The organism is Mycolicibacterium obuense (assembly GCF_055397605.1).
The window spans coordinates 760298-777456 of record NZ_AP043663.1 but is presented as its reverse complement, the minus strand read 5'-3'; the positions used below and the strand labels follow the sequence as shown (position 1 = coordinate 777456).

The window sequence follows — 17159 nt, the reverse complement described above, 5'->3', positions numbered from 1 at the left end:
GGTCAGCCCGATTGCAGCAACGCCAGCGGCCCGAGGGTGACCAACGCTCCGACCGCCACCGCGATCAGCGTGCTGCCGATGTCCTCGGTCTTGCGCACCACCCGCACGCCGACGACCAGGCCCAGGATCACCAACACCGACAGCACCAACGCGACGATGTTGTTCCACTTCCACAATTGGTCGAACGCGACGAACAGGCCTGCGCCGAACACGACCGCGACGACGCTCTGCCCCACCACCCACAGTCCGTGCACCACCGGTGACATCGGCCGCGGCTCGTCCTCGTCCTGGTCCTGGTCCTGGTCCTGGTCCCTGTCCTCCACCAGGTCCTCGGACGGCAGCCGAGCACCGCGGCGGGCCACATCGTCGGCGACGGTCTCCCCGCCGAACAGCGGGTCCTGCGTGGAGCGCAGATACGACGGCAGTTCGTCCTCGTCCGCAGAGTCCTCGCCGGTGTCGGCATCTTCGGTGTCGGCGACCGGGTCGTCCACGACGTCCTCGACGAGCTCATCGGCCTCGACGACCTCGGTGTCGCTCGCTGCGTCCTGGTCTTCGCTCTCCTCGGTCTGCGCGTCCTGGAGGTCGGCGGGGGCGTCGGCGTCGACCGGATCGGGGCTCATCAGCTCCGCGTCGACGGCCGGGGCGCTCTTGCGGCCGAACCGGCCGAACGGCGACCGCCGCGGCGGCGCGACGGCTTCGGGCTCGGGCTCGGGCTTCTCGACGACATCGTCGGCGGCCGTCTCGTCGACGTCGTCTTCCGCCTCGGTCTCGGGTTCGGCGGCCAGATCGGCCTCGTCGGTCTCGAGGTCGGTCTCGCCGACCTCGACGAGTTCGTCATCGGCTTCGGTCACCTCGGCCGCATCGGCCAGGTCGTCCGCCTCATCGACGTCATCGACGTCATCGACGACGTCGACCTCGTCAGCGACCTCGGTCTCGGTCTCGGCGGACTGCTCCGGCTCGGATACCGGTTCCGGCTCGGGTTCGGGGGCCGCGGGTTCGTCGGGGCGGACGATCGGGATCTCGCCGGTGAGCTCGGCGACGGTGACGGCGTCGGCGTTACCGCGGCGACGGCGACGGCGGCCACCGACCGGGGGTGCGCCGATCGTGCCGTTCTTGGCCAGCAGCTCGGCGACCGAGATCGGCCGGGTGTTGGTGTAGTCGTCTGGTCCAGTCATCGCCTGCTCGCCCTCGCGGTTGCCTGCTTACCGTCCAGCATTGCGCACCGACACCCGCCCGGAGGGCGAATGCCCGCCCACGAGCGCCGTACCGTCGGCTTCGCTGTCGAGTTTCCGCAGGATCAAGCCCTCCCGCAACGCCCACGGGCAAATGTCTACGCTTTCGATACCTAGCGCTTTCATGCTCGCCTCGGCCACCAGGGCGCCCGCCACGATCTGCGGGGCACGGTCGGCGCTCACTCCTTCCAGCTCGGCACGGTCGGACGCGGTCATCCTAGAGATGAACGATATGAGCTGACGAAGACCCGTGGCAGTCAGCGTGCGCTTGACCCGTGGACCCGCACCGGATGGCGCGGCACCGGTGAGCCGGGCCAGAGAACGGAACGTCTTGGAGGTGGCCACCGCCAGATCGGGGCTGCCGGCCTCGGCTATGGCGGTGCCGGCTTCGGAGAGCTCGTTGGCCAGCCAGTCCCGCAGCATCGCCACGCGCCGGCGGCCGGGCGGATCGTCGGGCAGCCATTCGCGGGTCAGCCGGCCCGCGCCCAGCGGCAGCGACATCGCCACGTCGGGTTCCTCGTCGACCCCGCTGGACAGCTCGAGCGAGCCGCCGCCGATGTCGATGTTGATGATGCGTCCGGCGCTCCAGCCGTACCAGCGCCGCACCGCCAGGAACGTCAGCCGCGACTCGTCGACGCCGCTGAGCACGCGCAGATCCACGCCGGTGTCGGATTTAACCCGCGACAGCACGTCTTCGGAGTTCTTCGCGTCGCGCACCGCCGACGTCGCGAATGCCATCAGCTCCGAACATCCCGAACTGGTGGCGATCTTGGCGAACTCGTCGATCGTGCCGATCAGTCTGTCGGCACCGCGGCGCGTCAGCTTTCCGGAGGTGTCGATGGCCTCGGCGAGCCGCAGTGAGGCCTTCGTCGAACTCATCGGCGTGGGGTGCCCACCGCGGCGCGCATCCACCACCAACAGGTGGACGGTATTGCTGCCCACATCGAGCACGCCTAATCGCACCCGTCCAACCTAATGGGTCTACCGTGGAAAACCGTGACTGGTCCGTATCCGGGTGAGGTGGAACTCGATTTCGCCCGTGAGTGGGTGGAGTTCTACGACCCCGAAAACCCCAAACATCTGATCGCCGCGGACATGACCTGGCTGCTGTCACGCTGGACGTGCGTCTTCGGCACACCGGCTTGTAAAGGCACCGTCGCGGATCGCCCCGACGACGGATGTTGTTCCCATGGCGCGTTTCTCTCCGACGACGACGACCGCGCCAAGCTCGACGATGCGGTGAAACTGCTCACCGACGAGGACTGGCAGTTCCGCGACAAGGGCCTCGGCAAGAAGGGCTACCTGGAGCTCGACGAATACGACGACGAGCCCACCTGGCGGACCCGAAAGTATAAGGGTGCGTGCATCTTTCTGAATCGTCCCGGGTGGCCGGGCGGTATCGGATGCTCGCTGCACACCAAGGCGTTGCAGCTGGGTGTCGAGCCGCTGACCCTCAAACCGGAGGTGTGCTGGCAGCTGCCGATCCGGCGCACCCAGGAATGGGTCACGCGACCCGACGGCTCGGAGATCCTGAAGTCGACGATCACCGAGTACGACCGTCGCGGGTGGGGCGAGGGCGGACTCGATCTGACGTGGTACTGCACCGGTGACCCCAACGCCCACGTCGGGGAGAAGCCGGTGTGGCAGTCCTACGCACCCGAGCTGACCGAGCTGCTCGGCGAGAAGGCCTACGCCGAGTTGGCGGCAGTATGCAAGCGACGCAGCGCTTTAGGGCTGGTCGCCGTGCACCCCGCCACGCGGGCCGCCGAGTGAGCCGGACGGGGTGGTGAGCCGACGCGGCGCGGCGGTGCTCCGCAGCGCCGGCGCCACCGGCCGGCCCTGCAGCAGGCCCGCCACATCGCCCGCCTCGATCGCGAAGCGGTAGACCGGCAGCGCGTCCCGGACGGCGGCGATCGTGTGGTCGATGGCCTCGTCGTCGTGCGCGGCCGACGTGACGAATGATTGTCCGAGTACCCCGCGGCGCAGCAGTTCCTGCATGAACAGCGTGCGATAGGCCTGCGAGGGCGCACCTTGGGCATCGCGGGTGACGAACACCAGACACGACGGTCGGCCGGTCACCGTGAGGTGGTCGGACAGCCCCGCCTCGGCGATCGCTGCGTTCGCTCCCTCTGCCAGGCGCCTGCCGGCCTGTTCCATGCGCGCCACCGGATCCTCGGTGCGGTAGGCCGCGACGACGGCACCGAACGCCGCCAGCGACGCCGTTTCGGGGCCGTGGGTGGTCGAGAGCAGGAACACCCGCTCGCCGTCGGTGCGCAGTCCCCCGCGTTCCATGAATTCGCGGCGGCCGGCCAGCGCCGACAGCGGAAAACCGTTGGCCATCGCCTTGCCCCAGCAGGACAGGTCGGGCGTCACCCCGTAGATCGACTGCGCGCCACCGGCTGCCCAGCGGAAGCCGGTGATCATCTCGTCGAACACCAGCAGTGTCCCGTGCCGGTCGCAGAGCTCACGCACGGTCTGCAGGTAGCCGGGTGCGGGTTCCGCGGTGGCGGTCGCGGCTTCCATCACCACGCAGGCGATGTCGTCACCTGAGAGCAGCGCGGTCAGCGCGTGGAGATCGTTGTAGGGGAAACGCTTCGTGGCGGCGGCGTGGTCGGCGGGGATGCCATCGGCCATCGGGGTGGTGCCGATGAACCAGTCGTCGGTGGAGAAGAACGGTTGCTCGCAGATCGCGACCGCGGTGCGACCGGTGACCGCGCGCGCCAGCCGGACCGCGGCGGTCGTCGCATCGGAACCGTTCTTGGCGAACTTGACCATGTCGGCTCCGGGCACCAGGGCCAGGAACTGCTCGGCGGCAACGACTTCGGCGGCGGTGGGCCTGCTGAAGTTTACCCCGCCGGCGATCGCGCGGGTGACGGCGTCGACGACGGGCGGGTACCCGTGCCCGAGTGTCACCGACCGCAGGCCCATGCCGTATTCCACGTAGTCGTTGCCGTCGACGTCCCATACACGACACCCCGCGCCGTGCGTCAGCACGGGCGGCATGGTCTCCGGGTACTGGTCGGCGCCACGCGCATAGGTGTGGGCCCCACCGGGGATCAGGTCGTGCAGTCTGTCCTGCAGCAGCCGAGATCGAGCGAAGGTCTTTGTCTCACCGGCGAAGTCGTCGACGACCCAGCGGCCCTTCAGTTCGGGCCACCGCTGCGACACCTCGTCCAGCAGGTCGGGGAGGGTGAGCAGCACCGTGTCGGGTCCGGCTGCGACGAGATCCTCCGGGGAGACGATCGGGATGTCGGTGCCGGGCATGCGGCGACCCTGCTTGGCGGTCGATGCGTCGGCGACCGCCGCGACCAGCGAGGCGTCGACACCGGCCCGGCAGAACAGCGCGACTGCCCGCGACGCGGCACCGTAGGCGTACACCCGCCGGCCGGCCCGGCGTTCGGTTTCCAGCCAGGACCGCAGCGCCACGGTCTGTGTGTCGGCGGCATCTTGCAGGGCCGCGACCGTCGCGGGATCGGACATCTCGGCCTCGCCGCGCAGCAACTCGGCGACCGCGGGACCGGGCTCGCCGCTGCCGTGCACGGCGGCCACCAAAACCGTGCCGCCGTAGAGGTCGAACGTCCACGCGTCGACAGCCCGCATTCCGGCGCGGGCGAGTTGCGCGACGACAGCCGGTGTCGAGTAGTACGCGAAATGGCCGTGGCGCAGCGCATTCCACTGACCCCCGCGGACGATGGCGGCCAGTGTGTGGAACTGCAGGAGCAGCACCCCGTCGGGCGCGGTGGTGGCGGCGCGGCGAGCGAACGCCGCCTCCTGGTCGGGGTCGTGCATGATCCCGAAGCAGTCGAGCACCAAGTCGGCGGGGCCTTCCGAGCCCTGGTAGCCGCGCTCGGTCAGCAGCGGCAGCCAGCTGCCACCGTGCGGGCTGCCGAACTCGCGGACCGTCCCGCCCGGCAGCCACCCGGCCGCTGCGACCCGGGAGATGGCATCGGCTGCTTGATCTTTCAGTGCCTGTGGTTCCACACCGCGCGGTTCGGCGGTCTCGGTGTCGTCGTCGGCGAGTTGCGCCAGGCCGCAGGCGTCGCAGACGACCATGGCCAGCGGGTGCACCGCCTCGTCGGCGGTCGGCGGCGTGTCTGCGGGCGGGAAGTGATCGGCCGCGGGCACCGCCCCGAGATCGAGCACCCGATGCAGTCGGGGGTGCCGACAGCTGCGGCACGTGCCGTCGATGTGGGCCCTGGTCATGTCACTGCTCATGTCACGATGTCCTCGTGCGAATCGAACCGAGCCGTCTCGACGGCGTCGTCACCTTCGTCCCGCAGCCGCACCCCGACGAGCGCGGGTGGTTCACCCGCACGTTCGACGCCGAGATCTTCGACCAGTGGCGCGGTGTCGCGGGAGCGGCGGCCGGTTTCCTCCAGGACTCCCAGTCCCGCTCGGCCCGAGGTGTCCTGCGCGGTATGCACGGACGCCGCGCGCCCGGGGAGGCCAAGTTGGTGCGGTGTGCCCGCGGCGCGGTGCACGACGTGCTCGTCGATGCCCGGCCGGAGTCGCCGACGTTCGGGCAGCACGAGGCGTTCCTGCTCGACGACAGCACGTTCCGGCACCTGTACGTGCCGCCGGGGATGCTGCACGGGTTCCAGGCGCTGACCGACTGGGCGGACGTGTGCTACCGGATCGACCGTGCCCACGATCCGGCCGACGACCTGGCCGTGTCGTGGCAGGACCCGACGCTGGCGATCGAGTGGCCGCTGCACCCGCCCATCGTGTCCGCACGGGACGCGTCGGCGGGCAGCTGGGCGGAGTTGCTCACACGAATTCGCTGACACGACGCATCGTCTCGTCGAGCTTCCCGGCACCCTGCAGGTGAGCGAGTCGGGCCAGCCGGGTGAAGGTGTGCGCGAAGTCGGCCGCGGTCAGGCCGTGCCGCGTGTACGCGTCGGCCAGTTCCACCGCACCGTCGGCCACCGACACGGCCGCCTCGAAACCGAGTTCGGCACGCGCACGGGCGAAGTCGACACGGTAGGAGCGCGGGTCGGCACCGGTTTCTCCGGTGATGTCGACGCGTGAACCCGGAACGGAGTCGGCGACGCGGCGGGCGATCTGCTCGACGGTGACGTTGTTGGCCTCACTGCCGATGTTGTAGGCCCGGCAGGACACCACGTCGGCGGGCGCGGTCAGGCAGAGCGCGAACGCCTCCGCGATGTCGCGGGCATGCACCAGCGGACGCCACGGCGTCCCGTCGGACAGCACGCGCACCACCCCGGTCAGCACCGCGGAGCCGACCAGGTTGTTGAGCACGATGTCGGCGCGCAGGCGCGGGGAGAATCCGAAGGCTGTCGCGTTGCGCAGGAAGACCGGGGTGAAATCCGAGTCGGCCAGTGCGGTCAGATCGTCTTCGACACGGACCTTGCTCACCGCGTACGGGGTCAGCGGACGCAGCGGCGCATCTTCGGCGACCAGACCGTCACCCGCGGCGCCGTACACCGAACACGTCGAGGCGTAGCAGAAGCGCTGCACCCCGGCCTCTTTCGCAAGCCTCGCCAGCCGCACCGAGGCGTGATGGTTGATGTCGTGGGTGATGTCGGGGGCGAGCGCTCCCAGCGGATCGTTCGACAGCGCGGCCAGGTGCACCACGGCGTCGATGCCACGCAACTGCTCGACGGTGACGTCGCGCAGGTCGCCTCCGCGCGCCGGCGGGTCCACCGGTTGCGGGCCCAGCACGCAGTCGGCGAAGTATCCGGTGTCGAGCCCGACGACGTCGTGGCCGGCCGCCCGCAGCACCGGCACCATCACCGTGCCCAGGTAACCCTGATGCCCCGTCACCAACACCTTCATGCTGTCTCCCCGAATCTCACGATCGTCTTCTCCATCAGAAACGCCTCGGCGTGCGTACTCCGGCATTGGATTCCGCGCAGGCGGGACAGGCCGAGGAACGCGTCCTCGTCGAACCAGTCGCGATCGGTCTGCGACGGATAGTGCTTGTGGAGCAGGCGGGCCTTCTCGAGCGCGATCTCCGTCGCAATCGGGTGGAACACACTGGGCGAGGGTGTATCCGACTCCCACTTGAGGATCTCGTATCCCAGGATCAGGTGGTCCCGGAACTCGGTCGGGGTCAATTCGGCGAGCAGACGATGATCCTGGTGGGCGTCGGCACGCTGGGTGCTGAACACGACGTCGGGTTCGCAGCTTCTGCGGAAGGTGCGCAACCCGTCCTTGACGTCGTTCCAGTGGGCGGGGGTGGCGCCGTCCGGGATTCCGAGCAGGGTCACCGTCACCTCGGCGTCCGGGCAGAACGCTGCCAGCGCACCCCGCTCCTCGGCCTCCCGCTCCGTGCCGGCGCCGCACAGCACCAGCGCGTGCACCCGGAGACCGGGATTGTCGCGGCTCAGCGTGAGAAGCGTTGCGCCCATGCCGATCGCGATGTCGTCACAGTGGGCACCGAGTACCGCGATCTCACGCAGCGCACCGGTCTGCAGCCCGATCACGATACCGCCTTCTCGTGCTCCCACATCGCCCACGGCCGTTCCCCGCTGCGGTAGGCAGCGTCGAGCTCGGCGCGTTCCTTGAACGTGTCTGCCGGCTTCCAGAAGCCGAGGTGTTTGTAGCCGTAGAGCTTTCCGCGGGTGGCCAGTCGGCCGCACACGTCCTCGACCAGATCGCAGTTCTCGGTGAGCATCTCGAGCACCGCTCCCGACAGCACGAAGTAGCCGCCGTTCTCCCAGATGGGCAGTCGGGAGACCGGCGTGATGCCGGTGACCGCGCCGGCGTGCGGGCCGGATTCGATGACATCGACGCAGTGGAACGACGACTGCGGCGGGACGATCAGCATCGACGCCGTGGCGCCGGACTCCTTGACCTCGTCGATGATGTCGTTCATCGGAGCGTCGGTGAGCACGTCGGCGTAGTTGGCCAGGAAGTACTCTTCGCCCTCGAGGTAGGGCCGAACCCGCCGAAGACGTTCTCCGATGGGCGATTCGGCGCCGGTGTCGACGAACGTGATGGTCCAGTCGCTGATGTCGGTCTGCAGCAATTCCACCTTGCCGCCGCGGATGACGAAATCGTTGGACACCGACTCCCGGTAGGACAGGAAGTAGTTCTTGATGTGCTCGGCACCGTAGCCCAGGCACAACACGAAATCGGTGTGGCCGAAGTGGGCGTAATACCGCATCACGTGCCAGATCAACGGCCGCGGGCCGATCATCTGCATCGGCTTGGGGATCTCGTCGTCGCTTCCGTTGCGCATCCGCATGCCGTAGCCACCGCAGAACAGGACGACCTTCATTGTTGTTTTCCTTCCGCCAGTTCGACGACGTGCAGGGTGGGCAGTGGGTACACCAGACGGGCCCCCCAGGACCCGGCGTAGCGCAGCTGTTCGGTGATCTCGCGCTCCAGGTTCCACGGCAGCACGACGATCACGTCGGGCTGATCCTTGGCCAAATGCGCCGGATCGTGGATCGGGATGCGGGTTCCGGGAGTGAAACGCCCGTGCTTGTACGGGTTCCGGTCCACGGTGTACTCGAGCAGGTCGGGGCGGATGCCGCAGTAGTTGAGCAGGGTGTTGCCCTTGCCGGGGGCGCCATAGCCCACCACCCGCTCGCCACGAGCGCGGCAGTCGAGCAGGTACCGGAGCAGTTCGTGCCGGATGGTCTCGGTGCGCGGGCGCAGCGTGAGATATCCACCGACGTCGTGCAGGCCGGCGCGGTCCTCCTCGGCCAGCGCGTCGGCCACGCGCGGCGACGGTAGGACCCCGAGTTCGCTCGGTCGGGCCCACAGCCGGATGGACCCGCCGTGCGTCGGCAGCATCTCGACGTCGACGAGCGACAGTCCCCCGGCCGCGAGCGCACGCATCGCCGACAGCACGGTGTAGTACTGGAAGTGCTCGTGGTAAATCGTGTCGAACTGGCCGAGCGCCACCAGGTTCAGCGCGTGATGCACCTCGATGCTGACCCAGCCGTCGTCGGCGACAAGAGTCCGCAGCGAGCGCGTGAATCCGTTCAGGTCGGGGATGTGGGCGTAGACGTTGTTGGCGACGACGAGATCGGCCGGCCCGTGCTCAGCACGGGTGTCAGCGGCCGTCTGCTCGTCGAGGAATGCCGAGACCGTGGGCACTCCACGCTGCCGCGCCGCGTCGCCCACGTTGATCGACGGTTCGATGCCCAGGCATCGGATGCCGGCGTCGACGACGTGGCTGAGCAGATACCCGTCGTTGCTGGCCACCTCGACGACGAACGAATCAGACTGCAGGCCGACCTTTTTCGCCGCATCGCCGACGAACCGGCGGGCGTGGTCCACCCAGCTGTCGGAATACGACGAGAAATAGGCGTACTCGGTGAACGTGTCCTCCGGTGTGATCAGCGCTGGGATCTGCAGCAGCAGGCAGTCCTGGCACAGCCGCAGATGCAGCGGGAACGTCGCCTCCGGCGCATCCAATTCGTCTGCGGTGAGGAACTTCTCGCACGGCGGCGTGGCGCCGAGGTCCAGCACGCTGTGCATCCTGGCCGAGCCGCACAGTCGGCACATCATTGCGAACATCCCTTCGCCTGGTAGCGGTACACGGTGGTGGTCTCGTCCTGCAGGCGCACGCACCACTGCGGACTGCCGGCGAACATCGCTTCGAACCGGCCGACGGCGTCAGCCGTGGCGTAGCCGAAGTACTCGAAGGCCGCCTTGGCGTCGTCGGTGAAGATGAAGTACGTCTCCCCCGGGCTCGCAGCGGCCTGTGCCGTCACGTCGTCGAACTGCCGGCCGTCCGGGAAACCGTCCAGGAATCCGGGCCACTTCTCGACGATCGGGGTGTCGAATGAATCGTTGCGCGCGGCGAAGTCGACCCAGCGGGCCGTCGCACGGGTGGGCATCCCCGCCGAATGCAGGCTCCACAGGGTTGCCGGCGCATGGGCGCCGTCGACGAGGTTGTTGAGCAGGGCCAACTCTGACGGCCGGGCCATGTTCAGGTACCAGTTGCCGTAGTAGCCCTGCAAACCCGCGGCGGCGATCAGCGCGAGCGCCACGGTCGCGAGGTAGTGCGTGACGGGTCGGGTGATGGCCGCCACGGCGAGCGGTGCGATCAGCACGGCCGCGCCCGGCACCGCATAGAGGTACACCCGGAAGATCGCCTCACCGCCGTAGCTGCTGAACATCAGCAGTACGAACGGGCTGAACGCCAGGATCACGGGCACCGCGACCGGACGCTTGTGCCGCCACCACACCACCGCGGCCACCACGGCCAGCAGCATGATGGTCGCCGACAGGCCCCGGCACACCAGCGACGTGGCCACCTTGGCCGCCGAGCCGGCGTACTCCGCGTTGCCCGAACCGTTGGCCAGCGGGTTGAGGCTCGACAGCCCGCCGTGTTCGAAGACGATGTAGCGTCGCGGATACAGGTAGCCGAAAAGCACTGCTGCGTAACCGATCAGGGACCACCGGGGGCGCAGGTGGCCGGTGACGGCGAACGCCACCAGCACCCCGAAGATCCAGTACGGCGTCAACTGGTGGGTGGGTACCAGGGCCACGAACAGCGCGAACGCCAGCCATCCCACGCGCCGGTCGATTCGTGATGCCAGCAGCGCGACGACGATGCCCAGGCCGAGTACGAAGCCGTACGCCTGGGGGGCGAAGTAGTCCTGGGCCACCCAGTTGGCCATCTCGGCGATCATCACCGCGACGAGCACCGCACGTCGGTCCAGGCCCAGCGTGGCGGCCAGCGACCCGACCACCACGGCCAACACGACGTGGATGGCCGGCGCGAACCAGTGCGCGACCGATGTCGGGTTCAGCGTGGTGACCTCGCTGAACCAGGCGAACGTGGTGAAGAAGGCCGGCCACTCGCGGTAGACGTCCACCCCCGTGGGCGGCAGGACCCGATGGGTCAGGAGGAAATCGACGATGCCGAGGTGCTTGTACGTCCACGCATACATCGGCAAGTCCGTGACCAGCGTGGCGGTCAGCCGCAGCACCATGATGGTGGCGGCGATCGCGGCGGCCGCGGTCAGCAGCGCGTCTCTGCGCAGCGCCACCACGAACGCCGCGACGAGCACGGCGGCCAGCACCACCAGCACCGGTCCGGTGCCGGTGGCCAGCAGGCCGAACGGGGACGGTTCGGCATCGGCCATGCCCGGGAGCGCTGCCGCCCACACGGACAGCACAGCGACGATGACGAGGTACGGCGCGCGCACCCGCCAGTTCTGCGGGTGCAGCGCGGCGGGCACGCGCAGCGGCGGGTGCGGACGGCGCAGCGCACACACGAGGGCGGAGGCGGCCACGACGGCGACCAGCGCGAGGAGCACGGGAACCGGCTGCCACCCCCGCAGCCACGTCACCGCCACGGTGGCGGCGGCGGCCGCGGCCATACCGGTCGTCGGGACGATCGCTGCGGCTGCCGCGACGGGCACTCGCAGCCACAGCACTGCCGCCATGCCCGGACCGGTGAGGACGAAGACGGTCAGCAGAACCGCCCGCACCGGGGCGCCGATGGGTGCCAGCGCGAGCAGACCTGCCGCGGCGGAGAGCAACGTCAGCCACTCTGGCCGCAACACGCCGATGCGACGCCGCGGCGGCGGCACGGCGCGATGCCGGCCACGCGCCTGAGGGCGCGACGGCGTGGGACGTTCGAGGAGGTCAGTCACTGGTCAGCCGCACCCAGTCGACCGTCATCGCAGCCGGAGACGGTGTGGAGGCGTCGGCGGGTCCGGGCCAGGACCCGCCCACGGCGACATTCAGCAAGAGGTAGAACGGCTTGTCGAAGACCCACTTCGCGTCGGGGGGCAGATCCGCCTCGCGGAACACCGCGGTGGTGCGGTCGTCGACACCCATCGTGATCACGCCGGGATCCCGCTGCACCCAGTAGGTGTGGAAGTCGTCGACGAAGGACGGCTGGATCGGATCGGTGCTCGCGAGCTTGTACTCCTTGCCGTCGGAGTCGGGGCCGATCGCCCCGTTGTGGATGAACTCGGCACCGGAGATGGTCTCGACGACGTCGAGTTCGCCGCTGCGGGGCCAGCCGACGTGGTCGACGTCGTCGCCGAGCAGCCAGAACGCCGGGTGCAGGCCCGCGCCTCGGGGCAGACGCAGCCGCGCTTCGGCGCGCCCGTGCACGAACGACAGCTTGCCCTGGGTGGTCAATCTGGCGGAGGTGAATCCGTCTCCGTCGCGGCGGGCGGTGATCACCAGGTGGCCGTCCCCGTCGAGGGCCGCGTTCTCCGGTGAGTCGGTGTAGGTCTGCGCTTCGCCGTTGCCCCAGCCGCCGCCGCCCAGGTCGTAGCCCCAGCGCGCCGGATCGGGCCGGCTGCCCGCCGGGCCGTTGAAGTCGTCGAACATCACCACGGCCGCCGACGCGGTGGGTCGGTCGATCGTGCCCAGCAGCGTGATCGGCACGATGGTGACCACGAGCAGCGTGCCGGCCCGCAGCCAGGCCCGCCCGTTGCGACCGCCGGGCCGGTCGTCTCCGTCATGGCCGTCGTCGGAGCCGGCGCGGCGCAGCCATGTGATGCACGGTCCGATCAGGATCACCGCGGCCAGGGTCTCGGCGGCGAGGTACGCCCAGCCGACACCGACGATGCCCATCGACCGGGTGGCGAACCACGAGCCGGCGATGATCACCACGGTCATCAACGCCTGCACGCTCAGATACAGCCCGAGCTTGCGGCGTACGCGGGAGAAGCCCTCGTAGATGGCGGCGACCCCGGACAGCGGCAGGAACGCTGCAGCCAGCCACAGCAGACCGTGCGCCTCGGCGCGGTACTCCGGTCCGGCGATGCTCAACATCAGCGGGCCGACCAGCACCAGGCCTGCCGATGCGGCGATCGCGACGGCGGCCAGCGTGCGCACCATCCGCCAGGACAGCGCGGAGATCTGCTCGGGGTGGGCCGCCACCTCGGCGACGTACGGGCTGACGACCAGGTGCAGCATCAGGTACAGCGCGCTGATCATCGCCCACGCGACGGCGAAGTAGGCGTTGGCGGCCTCTCCGACCTGGGTCACGACGATCAGCGGAACCACCAGCGGGCCGATCGACCACAGCGACGCGATGCCGAACGACGACCCGAAGTACGACCACATCTGTCGGCGCGGCGGCAGATCCGGTTCCCGATGCCACCGCGGCTGGGTGCGGCTGCGCCGATCCAGCACGACGTAGGTGCACAGCGCCGCCACACCTGCGGTCAGGGTCCAGCTCAGCACGATGGTCGCGGCGTGGTCCCAGATCGCCAGCGCAGCCACCGCGGCGAGCTTCGCGATCGCGTGGACGAGGTTCTTCACCGCGGCCCAGCGGGCCACACCGAGGCCGGCCGACGCCTTGTCGAGCAGGGCGAACATCGCGAGCACGAGCACCATCAGCGGGAAACCGACCATCGCCGAGGGAGTCTGGAAGAGGGGGTCGCGTGGGCCGAACGCCACCAGCGCGGCGCCGGTCAGCACACCCATCGCGGCGACGAGCACGAAGCCGCGCCGCAGCAGGCGCGGTGCGTTCCACCCGGCCACGGGCAGGAACCGCTCGTAGAGAACGTCGATACCCAGTGTGGACATCGTCGACAGCAACACCGCGGAGGTGATGAGGGCCGACGCCACACCGACCTGGTCGGGCGGGAACAGACGGGCGGCCACCGCCCAGAAGGCAAGGCCGAGAACGCCTGTCGACGCTGTCGACAGGATCAGCGCGACCGTGTTGAGCCGCAGGTTCTGCGCGGCGGTGGGGTCGGCTCCGGCATCGTCCGCATTGCCGCGTCGGAGCACTGAGTGTGCGGGACTCATCGGGGCACCGCCAATGGGGCCACCGACCGCCCTTCCCGGCGCGCGGCCCGGTAGGCGCGGAAGCCTGCCACCACCGATCGCCACGCCGGTGTGGTGAGCCCCTCGGGGAGCAGAGCGACGAGTTCGTCGGACGGCTTCGAGGTGGCCGCCGAATCCGCAAGGTAGGTCGCGAACTGGGGCGCCTTGCGCGCGGCGGTGGCGAAAGCCCGTGGGGCGATCGCGGGGTCCAGCGCGATCTTGGCGATCCAGGCGCCGAGACCGATTCCGTAGGTCCGGCTCTGCGCCGCCAGCCCCTCGCTGCTGGCGCGGTGTCGGTGCCACACGATCGACGCCGGGTCGTACACCAGCGTGCCGCCGGCGTGCAGCAGTCGGAAGAACATGTCGAGGTCTTCACCGCCGCCGGTGGGGGAACCGGCGCCCAGCGCCTCGTCGAATCCACCGACCCGCACCACAGCGGCGCGATCGACGGCGAAGTTCGCACCGGTGCCGTAGTGGCCGACGGCGAACGGGAACAGCGGGATGTCGAGCGGCGGTGCCGCCCACTCGAACACACGCGCGTACAGGCACGCCGACCACCCGACCCGGGCGTCGAAGTAGGCCTGCGCCGGGGTCCGGAGTTCCGCCGCGGGCACCAGACCGGAGACACACGACACGTTGTCACCGCGGGTGAACCCGCGCGCGACGGCGGTGAGCCAGTGCCGGTCGACGACCACGTCGTCGTCGGTGAACGCCACCACATCCCCCGCCGCCGCCAGCAGGCCGGTGTTGCGGGCCCGCGACAGGCCGGGACGCGGCTCGTCGATCACCCGCACCCGCGGATCGCCGAGCGCGGCGACGTAGCGGTGGGTGGCGTCGGTCGCAGCGGCGTTGTCCACCACGATGATCTCGACGTCGGGGTAATCCACCGCGCGGACCGAATCGAGCGCGGCCTGCAGCATCGACACCCGGTCGCGGGTGCAGATCACGACGGTGATGGCCGGGGCTGGGCTCGGCAGAGCCGGGGACGGCGCCGGTTGCGGCAGCGCGGCCGCTGCCGTGCGCAGTCGATCGGCGTCCACGGTTCCGTCAGTGACGTCGAGCGTGACGAACCCCAACGGACCGGCGTCGGCGCGCACCAGAAGGCGCGCCTGGCCGAACCCGTCGGCGTCCCGCAGTCGATACCGCGGTGCGGCGGTGTCGAGATCGAGTGTGTCGGTCCACACCTCGCCGATCCAGGTCGCACCGTCCCAGGTCGGACGTTCCGCGGCCGGAAACACCGGGGCGATGGTCGCCTCGGGCAGGGTCAGGTCACTCATGCCAATCCACCGCCCCGACGAGCCAGGGTGCCCCGCAGGTAACCGGCGGTGGTGACGGCGAGACCGGCGACGATCATGGCCGCACGCGCCCGACCGCCGGGCTGCCGCGACGCCACCTCGCGGACCACCGCGCGCGGCAGCACGCGGGTGGCGTAACTCTGTTCGCTGTCCAGCGATTTCGGCGCAGCGGCCAGTCGAGTCACCACAGCCTTGGACAGCCCCTCGTGATAGCAGCGGCGCAGGAAGTACCGAGGCGTGGCGCGATCGGCACTGACGTGGTGCGACACCGCTGCGGACGGGTCGAGCAGCACCCGCTGCTCGGGGCGCTGCGCGCGCAACCTCAGGAACAGTTCGGTCTCCTCACCGCCGACCGGCACCGATCCCACCCGGCCCACCTCGGAGCGGAAACCCCCGATGTCGGCGAAAACAGATCGCCGCAGACTCATGTTGCAGCCCAGCGGATTTCGCACCGCGGTCACGTGCTGCGGTTGCCCGACGTAGCTGCAGCCCACCACCCAGTCGAACTCCGCCGGCATCCATCGCGGCCTGCCGGACGGCCACACGGGCGCGGCGTACCCGCCGACACCTGCCACGCCGGAGTCGTCGTAGTGGGCGAGCAGTGCGGCGCTCCACCCCGGCTGGGCCGCCGCGTCATCGTCGAGGAACGCGATGATCTCGCCTCGGCTGGCCGCCACCCCGGTGTTGCGCGCATCGGAGAGTCCACGCTGTCCGGTGTTGCGGCACAGCACGATGCGCGGACCTGCGCCGAAGAGGTCGGCCGCCCGCTCGAAGAGCTCCTCGTTGTGGTCGATGACGACCACCAGCTCGGTGACGGTATCCCGTTCAGACAGAACGGAATCCACGGCTCGGCGCAGGTCGTCCCAGCGCGCCAGGGTGTATGCGCAGACGACGACCGACAGGCTCAGGGTCGGACGGCGCGCCTGCAGCTCATCGATGTTCTGCAACAGCATTGCCGTAGGGGCCCTTTCCACGTCGTCTGGTTCGTCTTTCGGCCGCGTCCTGGCGCCGATTGCGCAGGTTGCTCAGCGCGTACAAGCCGGTGCGCCGCAGCTGCATGTCGTAGGACCGCATCCGGCCGTACAGCACGTCACCGGTGGTGACAGGCCAGCGCGTGTCGGCGGCCAGGCCATCACTGAAACCCAGCTGCTGTCGCAGCTGCGAGCGTGCCGAGGTCATCGCCGTGGTGGAGCCGCTGGCGATCCGGAACGCCGCGAGCGTCTTGGGAATGCCGAAGAAGTCACCGCGGTCGAGTAGCCGGACCCAGAGGTCCAGCTCGCTCAGGAACGATGTGACATGCCGGAAGCCGCCGCAGCGGTCGAACTCCTCGCGCCGGAACATCGCCGCCACGGGTGGCCCGATGGGGTTGGTGCCGCTGCGCACGATCCGCCGCACCACGCGGCCGGCCGGCTGATGACCCACGATTCCCGGGAGTCCGCGGGCGGGGCGCATCATGTCGCCGAAGTCGTCGACGAAGTCCGTGCGCGCCGACACCAGCGCGACCGCCGGCATCGCGTCGAGGACCTCAGCCTGCAGGCGCAGGCAGTTCGGCGCGACGATGTCGTCGGCACACACCACCTTCACGTAACTCCCTCGGCTTTCCCGCACCGCGATGTTGAAGTTGTCCATCATCGAGACGGTGGCGTCGTTGCGCAGCACGCGAACTCGCGGATCGGCGATCCCGTCGAGGATCTCCGCGGTGTCGTCCGTGCTGTTGTTGTCGATGACCACGATCTCGAAGTCTTCGTAGTCCTGGCCCAACGCGCTCTCGAGCGTGGCCGTCAGATGGCGGCCGGCCTGGTAGGCGGGGATGCAGATCGACACCCGCGGACGCGGCGCGCGACTCTGCTTCTGGCGCATGGGCGCCGGCAGCGACGTAGGCGCACTCGTTGAGATGATCCCGGTCATG

Annotated in this window: 14 protein-coding genes and 1 pseudogene; 2 read left to right on the top strand and 13 right to left on the bottom strand. The window is 69.5% G+C overall.

Features of this window, described 5'->3' with window-relative positions:
* Nucleotides 1–2: 2 nt before the first annotated feature.
* Both ACZ50N_RS03590 and ACZ50N_RS03585 read right to left on the bottom strand, forming a co-directional pair.
* Nucleotides 3–1175 (bottom strand): Rv0497 family membrane protein, encoded by a 1173-nt coding sequence (locus ACZ50N_RS03590; RefSeq protein ID WP_464474653.1) that lies wholly within the window; start codon nucleotides 1173–1175, stop codon nucleotides 3–5.
* A gap of 27 nt (nucleotides 1176–1202) precedes the next feature.
* Nucleotides 1203–2195 (bottom strand): Ppx/GppA family phosphatase, encoded by a 993-nt coding sequence (locus ACZ50N_RS03585; protein ID WP_046363138.1) that lies wholly within the window; start codon nucleotides 2193–2195, stop codon nucleotides 1203–1205.
* A gap of 12 nt (nucleotides 2196–2207) precedes the next feature.
* Between ACZ50N_RS03585 and ACZ50N_RS03580 the strand changes: the two genes are divergently transcribed.
* A complete protein-coding gene (locus ACZ50N_RS03580; protein ID WP_046363137.1) occupies nucleotides 2208–3005 on the top strand; it encodes a DUF3109 family protein in 798 nt (265 codons plus the stop codon).
* On the opposite strand, the gene ACZ50N_RS03575 is transcribed toward ACZ50N_RS03580, so the two are convergent.
* Together ACZ50N_RS03575 and ACZ50N_RS03570 are read right to left on the bottom strand one after the other, a co-directional pair.
* Complete coding sequence (locus ACZ50N_RS03575; protein ID WP_464475584.1) at nucleotides 2961–4379, bottom strand: glutamate-1-semialdehyde 2,1-aminomutase; 1419 nt, start codon at nucleotides 4377–4379, stop codon at nucleotides 2961–2963. The genes ACZ50N_RS03580 and ACZ50N_RS03575 overlap by 45 nt on opposite strands.
* Nucleotides 4380–4391: 12 nt before the next feature.
* Nucleotides 4392–5435, bottom strand: a pseudogene (locus ACZ50N_RS03570) (class I SAM-dependent methyltransferase); the annotation flags it as partial.
* 26 nt (nucleotides 5436–5461) lie between these two features.
* On the opposite strand from ACZ50N_RS03570, the gene ACZ50N_RS03565 reads away from it, so the two are divergent.
* Nucleotides 5462–6016, top strand: coding sequence for a dTDP-4-dehydrorhamnose 3,5-epimerase family protein (locus ACZ50N_RS03565; protein ID WP_464474652.1), 555 nt, complete (start codon nucleotides 5462–5464; stop codon nucleotides 6014–6016).
* On the opposite strand, the gene ACZ50N_RS03560 is transcribed toward ACZ50N_RS03565, so the two are convergent.
* Genes ACZ50N_RS03560 through ACZ50N_RS03520 form a run of 9 tightly spaced genes read right to left on the bottom strand, consistent with a single transcriptional unit; the run spans nucleotide 6000 to nucleotide 17158 of the window.
* On the bottom strand, nucleotides 6000–7028 hold the full coding sequence (locus ACZ50N_RS03560; protein WP_464474651.1) for an NAD-dependent epimerase/dehydratase family protein: 1029 nt from the start codon (nucleotides 7026–7028) through the stop codon (nucleotides 6000–6002). The two genes, ACZ50N_RS03565 and ACZ50N_RS03560, sit on opposite strands and share 17 nt — an antisense overlap.
* Entirely contained in the window at nucleotides 7025–7678 is a 654-nt protein-coding gene (locus ACZ50N_RS03555; protein ID WP_073685044.1) for a PIG-L deacetylase family protein, read from the bottom strand. The genes ACZ50N_RS03560 and ACZ50N_RS03555 overlap by 4 nt, the downstream gene beginning before the upstream one ends.
* Nucleotides 7675–8475: a glycosyltransferase family protein gene (locus ACZ50N_RS03550; protein WP_464474650.1), complete on the bottom strand. Its 801-nt coding sequence runs from the start codon at nucleotides 8473–8475 to the stop codon at nucleotides 7675–7677. Before ACZ50N_RS03550 ends, ACZ50N_RS03555 begins: the two co-directional genes overlap by 4 nt.
* Nucleotides 8472–9716: a class I SAM-dependent methyltransferase gene (locus ACZ50N_RS03545; RefSeq protein ID WP_046364960.1), complete on the bottom strand. Its 1245-nt coding sequence runs from the start codon at nucleotides 9714–9716 to the stop codon at nucleotides 8472–8474. Before ACZ50N_RS03545 ends, ACZ50N_RS03550 begins: the two co-directional genes overlap by 4 nt.
* Entirely contained in the window at nucleotides 9713–11815 is a 2103-nt protein-coding gene (locus ACZ50N_RS03540; RefSeq protein WP_464474649.1) for a hypothetical protein, read from the bottom strand. Before ACZ50N_RS03540 ends, ACZ50N_RS03545 begins: the two co-directional genes overlap by 4 nt.
* Nucleotides 11808–13937, bottom strand: coding sequence for a family 16 glycosylhydrolase (locus tag ACZ50N_RS03535; protein ID WP_464474648.1), 2130 nt, complete (start codon nucleotides 13935–13937; stop codon nucleotides 11808–11810). Before ACZ50N_RS03535 ends, ACZ50N_RS03540 begins: the two co-directional genes overlap by 8 nt.
* Nucleotides 13934–15232: a glycosyltransferase family 2 protein gene (locus tag ACZ50N_RS03530; RefSeq protein WP_464474647.1), complete on the bottom strand. Its 1299-nt coding sequence runs from the start codon at nucleotides 15230–15232 to the stop codon at nucleotides 13934–13936. The genes ACZ50N_RS03535 and ACZ50N_RS03530 overlap by 4 nt, the downstream gene beginning before the upstream one ends.
* Nucleotides 15229–16224, bottom strand: coding sequence for a glycosyltransferase family 2 protein (locus tag ACZ50N_RS03525; RefSeq protein ID WP_464474646.1), 996 nt, complete (start codon nucleotides 16222–16224; stop codon nucleotides 15229–15231). Before ACZ50N_RS03525 ends, ACZ50N_RS03530 begins: the two co-directional genes overlap by 4 nt.
* Nucleotides 16181–17158, bottom strand: a complete 978-nt coding sequence (locus ACZ50N_RS03520) for a glycosyltransferase family 2 protein (RefSeq protein ID WP_464474645.1) — start codon at nucleotides 17156–17158, stop codon at nucleotides 16181–16183. Before ACZ50N_RS03520 ends, ACZ50N_RS03525 begins: the two co-directional genes overlap by 44 nt.
* Nucleotide 17159 lies beyond the last annotated feature (1 nt).